The 14,139-nt window shown below is 66.8% G+C and carries 13 protein-coding genes; 7 read left to right on the forward strand and 6 right to left on the reverse strand.

Translation table 11 applies throughout. The features are described from left to right. Window positions 1–291: 291 nt before the first annotated feature. Window positions 292–864, forward strand: coding sequence for a uridine kinase family protein (locus tag HMPREF0372_RS03800; RefSeq protein ID WP_007489123.1), 573 nt, complete (start codon window positions 292–294; stop codon window positions 862–864). Between the two features lie 205 nt (window positions 865–1,069). Here HMPREF0372_RS03800 and HMPREF0372_RS20990 read toward each other — a convergent pair whose 3' ends face one another. Then, entirely contained in the window at window positions 1,070–2,854 is a 1,785-nt protein-coding gene (locus HMPREF0372_RS20990; RefSeq protein WP_009260812.1) for a DUF4261 domain-containing protein, read from the reverse strand. A gap of 193 nt (window positions 2,855–3,047) precedes the next feature. Between HMPREF0372_RS20990 and HMPREF0372_RS03810 the strand changes: the two genes are divergently transcribed. The 4 genes from HMPREF0372_RS03810 (at window position 3,048) to HMPREF0372_RS03825 (ending at window position 6,500) form a co-directional block, all read left to right on the forward strand. Further along, window positions 3,048–5,042: a fructose-bisphosphatase class III gene (locus HMPREF0372_RS03810; protein ID WP_007489126.1), complete on the forward strand. Its 1,995-nt coding sequence runs from the start codon at window positions 3,048–3,050 to the stop codon at window positions 5,040–5,042. 65 nt (window positions 5,043–5,107) lie between these two features. Continuing rightward, on the forward strand, window positions 5,108–5,587 hold the full coding sequence (locus HMPREF0372_RS03815; protein ID WP_007489128.1) for a zinc ribbon domain-containing protein: 480 nt from the start codon (window positions 5,108–5,110) through the stop codon (window positions 5,585–5,587). Window positions 5,588–5,628: 41 nt separating this feature from the next. Continuing rightward, on the forward strand, window positions 5,629–6,129 hold the full coding sequence (locus HMPREF0372_RS03820) for a zinc ribbon domain-containing protein (protein WP_007489129.1): 501 nt from the start codon (window positions 5,629–5,631) through the stop codon (window positions 6,127–6,129). Between the two features lie 26 nt (window positions 6,130–6,155). Then, complete coding sequence (locus tag HMPREF0372_RS03825) at window positions 6,156–6,500, forward strand: hypothetical protein (RefSeq protein ID WP_039996628.1); 345 nt, start codon at window positions 6,156–6,158, stop codon at window positions 6,498–6,500. Between the two features lie 36 nt (window positions 6,501–6,536). Here the strand turns inward: HMPREF0372_RS03825 and HMPREF0372_RS03830 are convergent, their stop codons facing one another. The 5 genes from HMPREF0372_RS03830 to HMPREF0372_RS03850 form a co-directional block, all read right to left on the reverse strand. Continuing rightward, the gene (locus tag HMPREF0372_RS03830; protein WP_007489134.1) at window positions 6,537–8,246 is read right to left on the reverse strand and encodes an FAD-dependent oxidoreductase; all 1,710 of its coding nucleotides are present in this window, start codon (window positions 8,244–8,246) and stop codon (window positions 6,537–6,539) included. A 13-nt stretch (window positions 8,247–8,259) separates the two neighbouring features. Next, window positions 8,260–8,571 (reverse strand): rhodanese-like domain-containing protein, encoded by a 312-nt coding sequence (locus HMPREF0372_RS03835; RefSeq protein ID WP_007489135.1) that lies wholly within the window; start codon window positions 8,569–8,571, stop codon window positions 8,260–8,262. Between the two features lie 98 nt (window positions 8,572–8,669). Continuing rightward, on the reverse strand, window positions 8,670–9,335 hold the full coding sequence (locus HMPREF0372_RS03840; RefSeq protein WP_007489136.1) for a Crp/Fnr family transcriptional regulator: 666 nt from the start codon (window positions 9,333–9,335) through the stop codon (window positions 8,670–8,672). Beyond that, entirely contained in the window at window positions 9,335–10,357 is a 1,023-nt protein-coding gene (locus HMPREF0372_RS03845; protein WP_007489137.1) for a transglutaminase domain-containing protein, read from the reverse strand. The genes HMPREF0372_RS03840 and HMPREF0372_RS03845 overlap by 1 nt, the downstream gene beginning before the upstream one ends. Next, window positions 10,354–11,190: a Cof-type HAD-IIB family hydrolase gene (locus HMPREF0372_RS03850; protein ID WP_007489138.1), complete on the reverse strand. Its 837-nt coding sequence runs from the start codon at window positions 11,188–11,190 to the stop codon at window positions 10,354–10,356. Before HMPREF0372_RS03850 ends, HMPREF0372_RS03845 begins: the two co-directional genes overlap by 4 nt. A 202-nt stretch (window positions 11,191–11,392) precedes the next feature. Between HMPREF0372_RS03850 and nrdD the strand changes: the two genes are divergently transcribed. After that, complete coding sequence (gene nrdD, locus HMPREF0372_RS03855) at window positions 11,393–13,561, forward strand: anaerobic ribonucleoside-triphosphate reductase (protein WP_007489139.1); 2,169 nt, start codon at window positions 11,393–11,395, stop codon at window positions 13,559–13,561. A gap of 14 nt (window positions 13,562–13,575) precedes the next feature. Beyond that, window positions 13,576–14,094: an anaerobic ribonucleoside-triphosphate reductase activating protein gene (gene nrdG, locus HMPREF0372_RS03860; RefSeq protein ID WP_007489140.1), complete on the forward strand. Its 519-nt coding sequence runs from the start codon at window positions 13,576–13,578 to the stop codon at window positions 14,092–14,094. Window positions 14,095–14,139 lie beyond the last annotated feature (45 nt).

Below are 14,139 nucleotides of genomic sequence, written 5' to 3' on the forward strand. Positions count from 1 at the left end.
GGCAAGCAGGTCGCCACCCCCGCCGAGGCCCGCGAGATCCTCAGCCTGGGCAAGTAAAACATATCAGACAGGAAAGCCCTGCAGGCAGAAGCTTGCAGGGCTTTCCTCCCGAAAAAAGGTTTTCGACAGGCGGAACGTCGTTTGACCCAATGTGACAGGAAACCCTGACGGTTCCCTGTCACACGACCTTTCCCCCGAACCCCTCCTGTAGAAGGATTTATCGACAGTCTGGCTTTTTTCCGTCCCGCCGTTGTGGTATACTGAAAAAAACGACGAGAGGAGGGCCCGCGCTTGGAATCCCTGGAGGCCCTTTTGGAACTGCTCACCCCCCTGGCCCGGCTGGGCCGCCCCGCACTTGCCGCCATCGACGGCCGCTGCGGCAGCGGCAAGAGCACCCTGGCCGGACTGGCGGCCCACAGGCTGGGGTGCCCCCTGTTCCACATGGACGATTTTTTCCTTCCGCCTGCCCTGCGTACACAGGAGCGCTATGCCGCTCCTGGCGGCAACGTCCACTATGAGCGGGTGGAGGCAGAGCTGCTGCGCCCCCTGCGGGAGACCGGTGCGGCCTGCTTCCGCCCCTTCGACTGCCGCTCCATGGACTTCTCCGCCCCCATCCGGGCCGAGCTCACCGGCCTGGCGCTGGTGGAGGGCAGCTACGCCCTCCACCCCGCCCTGCGTGGCTGGTATGACCGCGCCGTCTTTCTGACCTGCTCCCCCGGCGAGCAGCGGCTCCGCCTTCTGGCCCGTGAGGGCCCGAAACGGCTCCCCGCCTTTTTAGAGCGTTGGATTCCCCTGGAGGAGGCCTATTTCCAGTCCACCGGTCTGCCCGGAGGGTGTGACCTGGTGCTGGACACCACCCCCTGATACCGCAAACAGCGGCGGAACGGATGCTCCGTTCCGCCGCTGTTTCAGCCTGTCGAAAGCTTCTTTTCGACAGGTTGAAGGACCTTTTGATGCTTCAAAAAGTCCTTTGATCCAACGTGAAAGGGAACCCCTGACGGTTCCCTTTCACGCTATCCTTCCCTCCTAATCCTTCGGCCGAAGGGTTTACCGACCGCCACCGCTTACTTTATACCTCACCAGGCCAGCCGATTTTCAGGGTCATACCCTCCTGTCCCACACCCGCGCTGCGGGTGATGGGCAGGCGCTGCTCCTCCGAGAAGCCGATGGTCTCGCCATCCCGGAGGGTCACGTCCTCCTCCAGCAGATAATCCGCAATGTTCAGGAGGAAATTCCGCACCTCGGCGGGCTCGGCCCTGGCGTCCAGCACCTCCAGTTCGTCCTTGCCGAAGCTGCGCAGGCCGTCGGTATAGGCGCCCATCCCCTCCTCCGTCCGGTAGAGGCCCACCCACACCAGATTGAGCAGGGGCAGCTCTCCCTCGTCCAGCGGGGCGGCCGCCTCCTGGTAGAGCTCCGGCGGATAGACCGTGCCGTTGGCGTACACGCCCAGAGTCCCCGCCTGCCCGCAGGCGGCGCACACCAGCTTCACCTGGAGGGCGGCGGCCTTCCATGGCCCGGCCTCCCGGCCCAACACCGACACCAGGAGCTGCCCCTTGTGCCGCCGGGCAGCCGCCTCGGCCTCCGGCCACAGGTAGCACCGCCCGGCGGCCTCCTCCGCCTCGCCGTGGGGCACCGGGAAGGGGTAGAGGCTCAGGGCCGCCAGCATCCCCTCCACCTCAAAGACCAGGGTGCTCTCCCCGTCCTCCCCATCCTCCGGCTCGGTCATGCAGGGAATGCCCCAGTGGTCCCGCAGCGCCCGCTTGAAGGCCTCGGGGTCCCACTCCGGCTCCTCCAGCAGCACGAAGGCCAGAAAATTCCCCGCGGAGCCGGGCTGCTCCAGAGCGGGCTGCCCCTCCTCCCGCAAAGAGAAGTCGGCCCCGAACAGCACCATCTGGCTGTGCCCGCCCCCCTGGAAACACAGCCGTAGCCCCTGGTCCCGCTGGATGGTGAACCACGCCAGCTCCAGCCCGTCGGTCTGTAGCTCCGCCCTCAGCTCCAGGAAGGTTCTGCCCCGCCGGTCCAGCTCGGGCAGGCGGGCCGCCAGCGCCGCCGCCCACTCCGCGGACAGCTTGGACAGGGCGGCCTCGTTGCCGAAAAAGCGGCCCTGTACCGTCCCCTCTCCGTAGGGCATGGTGAAAGTGCAATAGGGGGCGTCGGCCTCCCACTCCGTCACGCCCAGGGCCGCCTTGACGGCCTCCAGATTGGCCCGGTCGCAGAGGATACAGGCGATGGCCAGGCGTTTGTCCGCCATCTCCCCCTCCTCCGCCTCTCCGGCCTGGAGCCGCCGGTCCTGCTCCGGGTCGATCCAGTGGTACTCCATCTCCTCCAGGCTCCTGCCCTCCCGGATCTCCCGGGCCAGGGTGGTGAACTCATAGTCCCCCGGCTCCAGGGCCAGCCCCCGCTCCACTGCGGCCAGGGCCCCGGCCGTGTCACCAAAGTGGCTGCGCAGCTTGCCCAGTTGTAGCCAGCCCCACACATAGTCCGGCTCCACCGCCACTCCCTTTTCCGCGTAGGCCAGGGCCTCCTCCAGCCGCCCGCAGTACAGCAGGGCGCAGGAGTAGCGGTAGTACCACATGCCGCAGCGGGCGGCCTCCGCGCTCCCCTCCGACGCGGCCATCCACTGCGCCGCCCGGCAGTACGACTCATATTCGTCCAGGTTGTTGCAGGCGTAGGAGTACCAGAGGGCCGTCTCCAGGTCGGCCTTTGCCGCCTCCTCGGAGAAGCGCCCCCGGCGCACGCCGTCCTCCACCCGCTTCTCCAGGTAGTCCAGCATCTTGTAAAAGTACCCTGTGGAGCCGTCGCTCATGGCCTCCAGGTTTTCCACATCCTGCGGTGACAGTACCAGGCTCTCCATATCCATCCCCCTCGCAAAATAAATATAATTTATAAAATCTGTTTTTATTATAACAGGGCGTCCCTCCCCTGGCAAGCCCCATTCCGGCGGGGCGCGGGAAAAGCCGGGCGCAATTCCCCTATCCCCTTGCATCCTCCACCGGAACGTGCGATAATAAACTGAAATCACCCGTTTAATCAAAGGAGGTTCCCGCATGAAGCCCACCCAAGCCTGCCGCCCCGAAAACCTGCACTATCTGAAAATGCTGGCCCGCCAGTACCCCACGGTCCAGGCCGCCAGTACGGAGATTATCAACCTGCAGGCCATCCTGAACCTGCCCAAGGGCACGGAGCACTTTGTCTCCGACGTCCACGGGGAATACGAGGCCTTTCTGCACATCCTCAACTCCGCGTCCGGGGTCGTGCGGGAAAAGCTGGACGATCTGTTTGCCGCCACCGTCTCCAAGGCGGAGCGGGACCAGCTGGCCACCCTGATCTATTACCCCAAGGAGAAGCTGGAGGAGATCCAGCGGGAGACCCCCGACATGCGGGAGTGGTACCGCATCACCTTCCACCGGCTCATTGAGATCTGCCGCCTGGTCAGCTCCAAGTACACCCGCTCCAAGGTGCGCAAGGCCATGCCCAGGGAGTACGCCTACATCATCGACGAGATGCTGCACACTCACTACGAGGACAACGATAAGCGTGACTACTACGAGAACATCATCTCCACCATCATCGACATTGGCCGGGCCTCCAACTTCCTGGTGCAGCTCTGCGAGCTCATCAAGCGCCTGGCGGTGGACCACCTCCACGTGGTGGGGGACATCTTCGACCGAGGCCCCCGGGCGGACATCATTCTGGACTCCCTGCTGGACTACCACAGCGTGGACATACAGTGGGGCAACCACGACGTGCTGTGGATGGGGGCGGCCTCCGGCTCCCGCACCCTGGTGGCCACCGTGCTGGCCAACTCCCTGCGCTACAACAACCTGGAGGTCATCGAGACCGGCTACGGCATCTCTCTGCGCCCCCTGTCCGTCTTTGCCAACGAGGTCTACCGGGACACCGACGTGTCCCGCTTCTCCGTCAAGCTCACCGGCGAGGAGGCGGAGCGGTACACCGAGAAGGACAAGCTGCTCTCCGCCCGGATGTATAAGGCCATCACCATGATCCTCTTCAAGCTGGAGGGGCAGAAGATCCTGCGCAACCCCGACTTCGGCATGGCCGACCGGCTCCTGCTGGACAAGATCGACTACGAAAGCAGGACTGTGACGGTGGACGGCAGAGCCTATCCCATGCTGGACACCGACTTCCCCACCGTCAACCCCGCCGATCCCTACGCCCTCACCCCCGAGGAGGAGATCCTGATCCACCAGCTCACCCTCTCCTTTCTCCACAGCGAGAAGCTCCAGCGGCACGTCCGCTTCCTCTACTCCAAGGGCAGCCTGTATAAAATCTTCAACGGCAACCTGCTCTTCCACGGCTGCATCCCCATGGCGGCCGACGGCTCCCTCCTCTCCTTCCCGGTGAACGGGGGGCGTCTCTCCGGCAAGGCCTTCCTGGACTATGCGGATTTGGCCGCCCGCCGGGCCTACTACTCCGCCCCCGGCTCGGCGGAGCGGGCCGCCGGCATGGACTTCCTGTGGTTCCTGTGGGCGGGCCGCAACAGCCCCATCTTCGGCCGCGACCGCATGACCACCTTTGAGCGGCGTTTCCTCGCCGACGAGTCCACCTGGGCCGAGCCCAAAAACGTCTACTACCAGCTCTACAACGACCCGGAGATCTGCGAGGCGCTGCTGCGGGAGTTCGGCCTGGAGGGCCCCCACTGCCACATCATCAACGGCCACGTCCCCGTCAAGTCCAAGAAAGGGGAGAGCCCCATGAAGGGGGGCGGCAGGCTGCTGGTCATCGACGGCGGCTTCTGCAAGGCCTATCAGCAGACCACCGGCATCGCGGGCTATACCCTCATCTACAACTCCGCCTGCTACCGCCTGGTGTCCCACGAGCCCTTCGTGGGCCGGGCGGAGGCCATCCGCACCAGCCAGGACATCGCCTCCACCTCCGTGGTGTTCGAGCGGCTGGAGTCCCGGCTGAAAATCGCCGGCACCGACGTGGGCCGCCAGCTCCAGGAGCAGATCGACGATCTGATGGCCCTCCTGCTGGCCTACCGCAGCGGCGCCATTGCCGAGGATCACAAGGAGTATTGACGAGGGCCCCCGCCCTCTGGTACACTGGAAGAAAAACGGCGGTTTCCGCCGAAAGGAGGCTCTGTATGGCCCTCATCGCTTGCCCGGAGTGCGGAAAAGAGATCTCCAACCAGGCCCCCGCCTGCATCCACTGCGGCTGTCCCCTCGCTCCAAGGGCTCCCCTCGATCCAAACCGCTTCTCCGTGGTGCTCACCGCCTGCCCCGAGGACTCCGAGGGGCGTTACCGCGTCCGAAAGCTCGCCATCCACCTGGAGGAGAGCGTCTGGGAAGCCGTCTACGCGTTTCTCTCCCAGCCCGCGGCCGAACGCGACCCCTCCACCCTCCAGACCCATCTGACCCAAAAGGACGCCTGGGCGCTGGCCGACACCCTCCGCGGGGCGGGGGCCGAGGTGCAGGTGCTCGACTCCACCATACCCGACGTCCCCCAACCCCATCCCTTCGAGGGGTGCCGCGCCATGGGCTTCGGCAAAACCGTGGCCGCAGTGATCCTTGGCGTCCTGGCCGCGCAGCTGATCCTCCTCCCCCTGGCCTTGCTCCTCTCCTAGCCCACCACTCCGCCCCTTCCGGCGAAAAGGAGGTTCTCCCCATGGCGCTCATTTCCTGTCCCGAGTGCGGAAAACAGATCTCCGACCAGGCCCCCGCCTGCATCCACTGCGGCTACCCTCTGCCCAAGCAGCCCACAGCCCCGGCCGCTCCCCCTTCCCCGGACCGCTTCTCCGTGGTGCTCACCGCCTGCCCGGACGGGCCGGAGACCCAGAGCAAGGTGGTGGAACTGCTCATGGCCGAGCTGGGTATCTCCCGCGCCGAGGCCGAGGCCTACGTGGACAACTGCACGGTGGTTCCCTCTATCGTCCTGCGGGAGGGGATGACACAGGACGCGGCCCAGGCGCTGACATTCGCCCTGCGTGGCGTGGGGGCTTATGCCCGGGTGGTAGATCCCGCACAGTTGGAGCCCTCCTCTCCCCCTCCGCCGCCCGCCGGGGACCCGCCCGCCGACGAGGGGAGGGGCGGCATGGGTTTCGGCGGGACGGTGGCCGCGGTGATCGTGGGCGTGATCGCGGCGCTCCTCATTCTCTCCCTGTTCTAAAGCGCCAGTTCACCCTCTCCGCGGGGGTGATCGGGGCCGCCGTCCTGCTCTACGCCTGCAACAAGCTGTGGTTTCTCCCCGCCGCCTCCGGTCCCCGCCGCCTCTTCCTGGCCTGGTATTTCAGCGACCTTCTGGCCGGGGCCCTGCTGCTGGCCCTGGTGGAGCTTCTTCTCGCTCTGGGGCGGGTGTCCCCCATACGCTCTGTTCCGGCCGCCGCTGGGTATCTGCTGGCCTGCGGCCTCTTTCTGGAGCTGGCCCCCCTGCTGTATAAGCCCTCCTCCGTGTGCGACCCGTGGGATCTGCTGGCCTATCTGGCAGGCGGCCTGCTGGCGCTCACCCTGGAGCGGCGGCTGCTCAGCCATAGCATATAAAACCGGCTGCTTTCCAAGGAAAGCAGCCGGAATTTTTTAATCCTTTCCAGTGGGGACGCCGCACAGGTGGGTCGGCGCGGCATCGTGGGCCCGGTCGGTGGCGTTGTAGGACCAGAAGCGCCAGCCGCCGGACAGGTTGGAGCACTGGAAGCCATGCTGGGACAGGATGCGGCAGGCCAGATAGCTCCGCAGGCCGCTGTAGCAGTTGACATAAATCTTCTTCTCTTTGTCCAGCTCCCCCAGCCGCCCCCGCAGCTCGTCCAGGGGGATGTGAAGCGCGTCGGAGCGGAGCAGTCCCTGCTTCCTGACCTCGCCCGGCGTGCGCACATCCAGCAGGATCACCGAGCCGTCCGCCGGCAGCTCCGCCACCGCGTCCCAGTGGTGCTGCTCCACCAGCCCCGCCCGGACATTCTCAATCACATAGCCAGCCATATTCACCGGATCCTTGGCCGAGCCGTAGGGGGGCGCGTAGGCCAGATCCAGCTCGGTGAGCTGTTCGGCGGTGAGGCCCGCCCGAATGGCGGCGGCCAGCACGTCCATGCGCTTGTCCACCCCATCGAACCCCACAATCTGCGCCCCAAGAATGCGGCCGGAGGCGGGATCGAAGAGGGTCTTGACCGTCATGTTGCGGGCGCCCGGGTAGTAGGAGGCGTGGGAGGCGGAGTAGGTCACCACCTTGTCATAGGCCACGCCCGCGGCCCGCGCCTGTTTTTCGTTCAGCCCCGTGGAGGCCGCTGTCAGGTCAAAGAGCTTGAGCACCGAGGTGCCCAGCGCCCCGGTGTAGGCGCTCCGCCGCCCGCAGATGTGGTCGGCGGCAATGCGCCCCTGCTTGTTGGCCGGGCCGGCCAGCGCAATGTGGCTTTTGGCTCCGGTGACAAAATGCCGCACCTCCACCGCGTCACCCACGGCGTAGACGTCCGGGGCGCTGGTGCGCATCTGCCCGTCCACCGAGATCGCCCCCTTGACGCCCAGGGCCAGGCCCGCCCGGCGGGCCAGCTCCGTGTCGGGGGCCACGCCGATGCCCAGCAGCACCAGGTCGGCCGGGAACCGCTCCCCGCCCTCCAGCTCTACAGCCAGCCCGTCCCCCTGGGGAGAGAAGCCGGACACCCGTGCGCCCAGGCGCAGCTCCACCCCCTGGCCCCGGAGATAGGCGTGGATCTCCGCCGCCATGTCGGCGTCCAGGGGCGGCAGCACCTGCGCGCCCCGCTGGAGCAGGGTGGTGTGCACCCCCGCGTGCACCAGGTTCTCCGCCATCTCCAAGCCGATGAAGCCGCCGCCCACCACCACGGCCCGCCGGACGGGGTGCTCGTCCAGGTAGGCCCGGATGCGCAGGGTGTCCTCCACCGTGCGCAGGGTGAACACACGGGGGTCGTCCTCGCCGGGCAGGTTGGGCCGCACGGGCCGCGCCCCGGGCGAGAGGATCAGTTTGTCATAGTGGAGGGCGTAGGTGCTCCCATCCTCCAGGCGGCGGACGGTGACGGTATGCTGCTCCGGGCGAAGCTCCACCGCCTCCTGCCCCACCCGCACGTCAATTCCGAAGCGGTTTCGGAAGCCCTCCGGGGTCTGCAGGGTCAGCTCCTCCCGGTCGGTGATCACACCGCCCACATAGTAGGGCAGGCCGCAGTTGGCGTAGGACACGTAGCCCGTGCGCTCCAGGATGATGATCTCCGCGCTCTCGTCCAGGCGGCGCAGACGGGCCGCCGCAGTGGCCCCTCCGGCCACACCGCCGATGATGACAACCTTCATGCTGCTTCCCTCCCTATGCTTCCAGCGGCCCGCGGTAGCCCAGCAGGCCCCCCAGATCGGTGACGGAATACCCCGCCCGCGCCAGCCGGGCTTTGGCCTGGGCGCTCCGCGCCCCGCTGCGGCAGTAGATGAACAGCGGGCTCCCGGCAGGCTCGGCGATGGTATCCAGCCGGTCCAGGGGCAGGTTTTTCGCTCCGGGCAGGTGGCCGTCCCGGTATTCCTCCGGGGTGCGCACGTCCAGCAGGATGGCGCCCGGGGTGTTGCGGTATTGTTCCAGGCCCTCGCTCAGCGCGGGGCGGCGGGCAAAGAGGTCAAACAGTCCCATACATTCAGCACTCCTTTTTCTCACGGACGGGCGGGCCGTCCTGGACGCTCTGTCTGTACTCAGGATACCAGAAATAGCCCGCCCCTTCCGTGACAAAATCACCGTAGGCTGTCCGATGCCAGAGCCTCCAGCGCCGGGAGATCCAGCAGCTCCACCCCGCCCCGGCCCAGCCGCACCAGACCGTCGTTCTGGAAGTCCTTGAGCAGGCGGCTCACCACCTCCCGGGCGGAACCCAGGTGGCGGGCCAGTTGGTCATGGGTGAGGCGGAGGGAGGCGCTCTCCGCCAGGCGGCTCTCCTCCACCAGCAGGGCGGCCAGGCGGCCGTCCAGCTTCTTGCTCAGAATCTGGTCCATTCGCCACATCACCTCGGAGAAGCGGTCGGCCATCAGCTCGCTGGTGTAGTTGGCCACTGCCGCGCTCTCCTCCATCAGCCCTTGATACACCTCCGCCGGCAGAAAAAGGGCCGTGGTATCCCGCTCCGCCTCCACCAGCACGTCGAACTGGATGCCCCGCAGTACGCAGGAGGCGGAAAAAAGGCACATATCCCGGGGAAAGAGCCGGTAGAGGGTCAGCTCCCGCCCCTCGTCGGTGAGCATATAGGCGCGGAGCTGTCCCTCGGTGGGCAGGATAAGCCCCGCGCACTCCGCCCCGCCGCCGTACACCATCTCCCCCCGGACGAAGCGCCGCACCGCGGCGCCCTCCTCCAGCCGCCGCCGCTGTCCCTCCGTCAGACGGTCCCAAAAGGGCAGGTACTCCCGCAGCATCAGCCTTCCTCCTCTCCCTCGTTGGCCTCCTGGGCGGTGCAGGCCTCGGCCGGAGGCGCCTCCTGGAAGCGCACCTCCAGCACCGCCTGGGGCCTGTTCAGCCGGATGGCGGCGTGCCGCCCCTTCCGGGCCGCCGCCTCCTCCAGCAGGGCGGCCAGCTCCCCCAGCACCTCCCCCGTCAGGGGGCCGCCCCGCCAGTGGAACACCAGGGGCTTCCCCTTGCGGACGGCCTGGGCGGCCCGCCCGGCCACCTCCTCCGGGCGGGTGAAGGAGAGCCTGGCCTCCCGGTAGTAGAACCGCCCCCCGTCGGCGCAGGCGGGCACCGGATAGACCAGAGCCTCGTGATCCCGGAACAGCCGCCGGTCGTCCAGATTGAAGTAGTCGTAGCGCACCAGCTCCGCCGATCCCAGCGAGTTGTCAAAGGTGGCGTCCAGGTGGTAATACGCATCCCCCAGGCGCACCACGTTCCAGGCGTGGCGGTACTTGATCCCCTTGTCCGGGTTGTTCTCCGCCAGGGCCACGATGCACCACACCCCCAGCCGGTCGCACAGGCACTTGACCGCCTTGGCGATGCCCTCGCACACCCCCACCCCCTGGCCCAGCGGGCCGAGAATCTCGTGGGAGTAGGGCTTTTTCAGCTTGTCGTAGCGGACATTCCGGCAGATGAAGTCGTGGACATACCGCTCCTTCTCCCCCTCGTTCAGCCCCATGGCCGGGCGGCACAGGCGGTCCAGCCGGGCGGCCAGCGCTTTCTGGTGGGTCTGGATCTTCCCCTTGTCGAAGCGGTACTGGGGCAGCAGCTCCACCGTGGCGGCGGCCGGGTGCACCCGGTAGGAGAAGCCGGTGACGTAGAACAGCTCCGGGCAGTCCAGCCGCAGGCGGGCCAGCACGTCCCCCAGCTCCCGCCCCTCCAGCCGGGGCACCGGGAAGGCGGGGCGGAGGGCGGCCAGCCCGGTCTTCATGGCGTGGTAGGCCGCCTGACCGGCCTTGTCCAGCTGCCGGAAATAGTACGCCTCGGTCATGCCCCCTCCTCCAGCAGCCGGAGCAGCGTCCGGGCCACGCCGTCCTCCTGGTTGGTGCCCGTCACCAGCCGCGCCGCCGCCTTGGCCTCCGGCGCGGCGTTCCCCATGGCCACCCCCAGCCCCGCCGCCGCCAGCATGGAGCAGTCGTTGCGCTCGTCCCCGAAGGCCACCGCCCGCTCCAGGGGGATGCCCAGATGCGCGCACAGGGCGGTCATGGCCGCCCCCTTGGTGGCGTCCCGGTGGGTGAGCTCCACGTTGCCGGGCAGGGAGCAGGCCACCGACAGCTCGGGGAACTCCTCCGCCAGGGCGGCGAGCAACGCCCGCTGGGTGGCCTCGTCCAGAAAGTAGCTCTGGATCTTCTGCACCGGCCGCCCCCGGCGGCCCACATAGCCCCGCAGATCCTCCATGGGGCGGCGCATCTCCCGGATGATCCGCCGGGAGACCGGATCCAGGATCCAGTCGTCCAGCGCGGCGTAGTACCTGGCCTCCATCCAGCCGCAGTTGTCCTCCATATAGCAGTCCAGGGTGCCGGGAAAGTCCTCCAGCCGGGCCATCACCCGAACGGCCAGCTCCGGGGACAGCTCCGCCCGGCGGATGGCCCTCCCCTCCGCCCGGTCCCAAACCACCGCCCCGTTCATCACAATGGCGTACCGCCAGAAGGGCAGCTCCTGCACCGCCCGGGGAATGGCGTTGAAAAAACGCCCGGTGGCGGGCACGAAGGAAATCCCCCGCTCCGCCGCCCGGGCCAGGGCCTCCGCCGTCCCGGGGGACAGTCCCTTGTCCCCCAGCAGCAGGGTGCCGTCCAAATCGCTGAAGATGATATCAATGCGCACCGCAGATGCCTCCTGACCGCCCCGTGGCTCCTTCCGGGGCTTCGCTGTCTGTTTTGTCTATTATACCGTGTCCCGCCCCGGAATTCCACCCCGGTCTGTCCGATTTGACAAAACGCCAAATATAGTATTGCGCTTTTCCAGTTAGCCCTATATAATGTAGCGGACGAATGAATTGTAAGGAGTGGCAGCACCAGTGAAAATCATGAAGCGCAACGGCAGCGAGGCCGCCTTTGACCGGGAGAAGATCGCCGCCGCCGTCACCAAAGCCAATCTGGCCACCGACCAGCCGCCGGAGCTGTCCGGCGGGCAGGTGGCCCAGCTCGCCCTCAGCGTGGAGCAGACCGCCGCCCGGATGGGCCGCACCCTGTCCGTGGAGGAGATTCAGGAGCTGGTGGAGACCGAGATTATGCGCCTGGGCGCCTTTGAGACCGCCAAGCGCTACATCCGCTACCGCTATGTCCGCTCCCTGGCCCGGGCGGCCAACACCACCGACAGCCAGATCCTCACCCTCATCGAGTGCAACAACGAGGAGGCCAAGCAGGAGAACGCCAACAAGAACCCGGTGGTCAACTCGGTTCAGCGGGACTACATGGCCGGCGAGGTGTCCAAGGACATCACCCAGCGGCTGCTGCTCCCCCCCGACATCGTGGAGGCCCACAAGGCGGGCATCATCCACTTCCACGACATGGACTACTACGCCCAGCACATGCACAACTGCGATCTGGTCAACCTGGAGGACATGCTCCAAAACGGCACCGTCATCTCGGGTACCCTCATCGAAAAGCCCCACAGCTTTTCCACCGCCTGCAACATCGCCACCCAGATCATCGCCCAGGTGGCCTCCAACCAGTACGGCGGCCAGTCCATCTCCCTGGCCCACCTGGCCCCCTTCGTCCAGGTCTCCCGGGAGAAGATCCGCGGGCAGGTGCTGGCGGAGATCGCCGCCGTGGGCGGCACCCCCTCGGAGGAGGTGCTCTCCGGCATCGTGGAGAAGCGCCTGCGGGAGGAGATCCGCCGTGGGGTGCAGACCATCCAGTACCAGGTGGTCACCCTCATGACCACCAACGGACAGGCCCCCTTCGTCACCGTGTTCATGTACCTGGGCGAGGTGGACGATCCCCAGACCAAGCGGGATCTGGCCCTCATCATCGAGGAGACCCTGGTGCAGCGCTATGAGGGCGTAAAGAACGAGGAGGGGGTTTGGATCACCCCGGCCTTCCCCAAGCTCATCTACGTGCTGGAGGAGGACAACGTGCGCCCCGGCACCCCCTACTACTATCTGACCAGGCTGGCCGCCAAGTGCACCGCCCGCCGCCTGGTGCCCGACTACATCTCCGAGAAGATCATGAAGCAGAACAAGGTGGATCAGAACGGGGAGGGCCAGTGCTACACCTGCATGGGCTGCCGCTCCTTCCTCACCCCCTACGTGGATCCGGAGACCGGAAAGCCCAAGTACTACGGCCGGTTCAACCAGGGCGTGGTGACCATCAATCTGGTGGATGTGGCCCTCTCCTCCGGCGGCGACCGCGAGAAGTTCTGGAAGGTGTTCGACGAGCGGCTGGAGCTGTGCTACCGGGCGCTGATGTGCCGCCACGAGCGGCTGAAGGGCACCCTGTCCGACGCGGCCCCCATCCTGTGGCAGTACGGCGCTCTGGCCCGGCTGAAGAAGGGGGAGCCCATCGACCGGCTGCTCTACAACGGCTACTCCACCATCTCCCTGGGCTACGCGGGGCTGTACGAGTGCGTCAAGTACATGACCGGCCGCTCCCACACCGATCCGGAGGCCACCCCCTTCGCCCTGGAGGTCATGGAGCACATGAACCGGGCCACCGCCGCCTGGAAGGCCAAGGAGCACATCGACTTCTCCCTCTACGGCACGCCGCTGGAGTCCACCACCTACAAGTTCGCCAAGTGCCTGCAAAAGCGCTTCGGCGTCATCCCCGGCATCACCGACAAGTCCTACATCACCAACAGCTACCACGTCCACGTCACCGAGGAGATCGACGCCTTCTCCAAGCTGTCCTTCGAGGCCCAGTTCCAGGCCCTCTCCCCCGGCGGCGCCATCAGCTATGTGGAGGTGCCCGACATGCAGCAGAACCTGGAGGCCGTGCTCCAGGTCATGGGCTTCATCTACGACCACATCATGTACGCCGAGCTGAACACCAAGAGCGACTACTGCCAGGTGTGCGGCTTTGACGGGGAGATCCGGATCGTGGAGGACGACGGCAAGCTGGTGTGGGAGTGCCCCAAGTGCGGCAACCGTGAGCAGAGCAAGCTCAACGTGGCCCGGCGCACCTGCGGTTACATCGGCACCCAGTTCTGGAACCAGGGCCGCACCCAGGAGATCAAGGAGCGGGTGCTCCACCTGTAAGGAGGGCAGTTCCAGTGTACTACGGCAGCATCAAGCCCTGCGACATCGCCAACGGCACCGGGGTGCGGGTGACCCTCTTTGTCTCGGGCTGCACCCACCGCTGCAAGGGCTGCTTCCAGCCCCAGACCTGGGACTTCCGCTACGGCCAGCCCTTTACCGCCGAGACCGAGGAGGCGCTTCTGGAGGCCCTGGACCGGCCCTACATCAGCGGGCTTACCCTGCTGGGGGGCGAGCCCTTCGAGCCGGACAACCAGCGCGCCCTGCTCCCCTTCCTCCACCGCCTGCGGCAGCAGCTCCCGGACAAGACCGTGTGGGCCTTTTCCGGCTACACCTGGGAGGAGCTGACCGGGCAGAGCCGCGCCCGCTGCGAGGCCACCGGCGCGCTGCTCTCCCTGGTGGACGTGCTGGTGGATGGGGAATTTGTGGAGGCTCTCAGGGACATCTCCCTGCGCTTTCGCGGCTCCTCCAACCAGCGGCTGCTGGACGTCCCCGCCTCCCTGGCCGCCGGGCGGCCCATCCCTTGGGAAGGCTAAACAACAAAAAACAGGCCGGCCGGAGCGGGACCCCTCGCTCCGGCC

Source organism: Flavonifractor plautii ATCC 29863, from assembly GCF_000239295.1.
GTDB classification, from domain to species: domain Bacteria; phylum Bacillota; class Clostridia; order Oscillospirales; family Oscillospiraceae; genus Flavonifractor; species Flavonifractor plautii.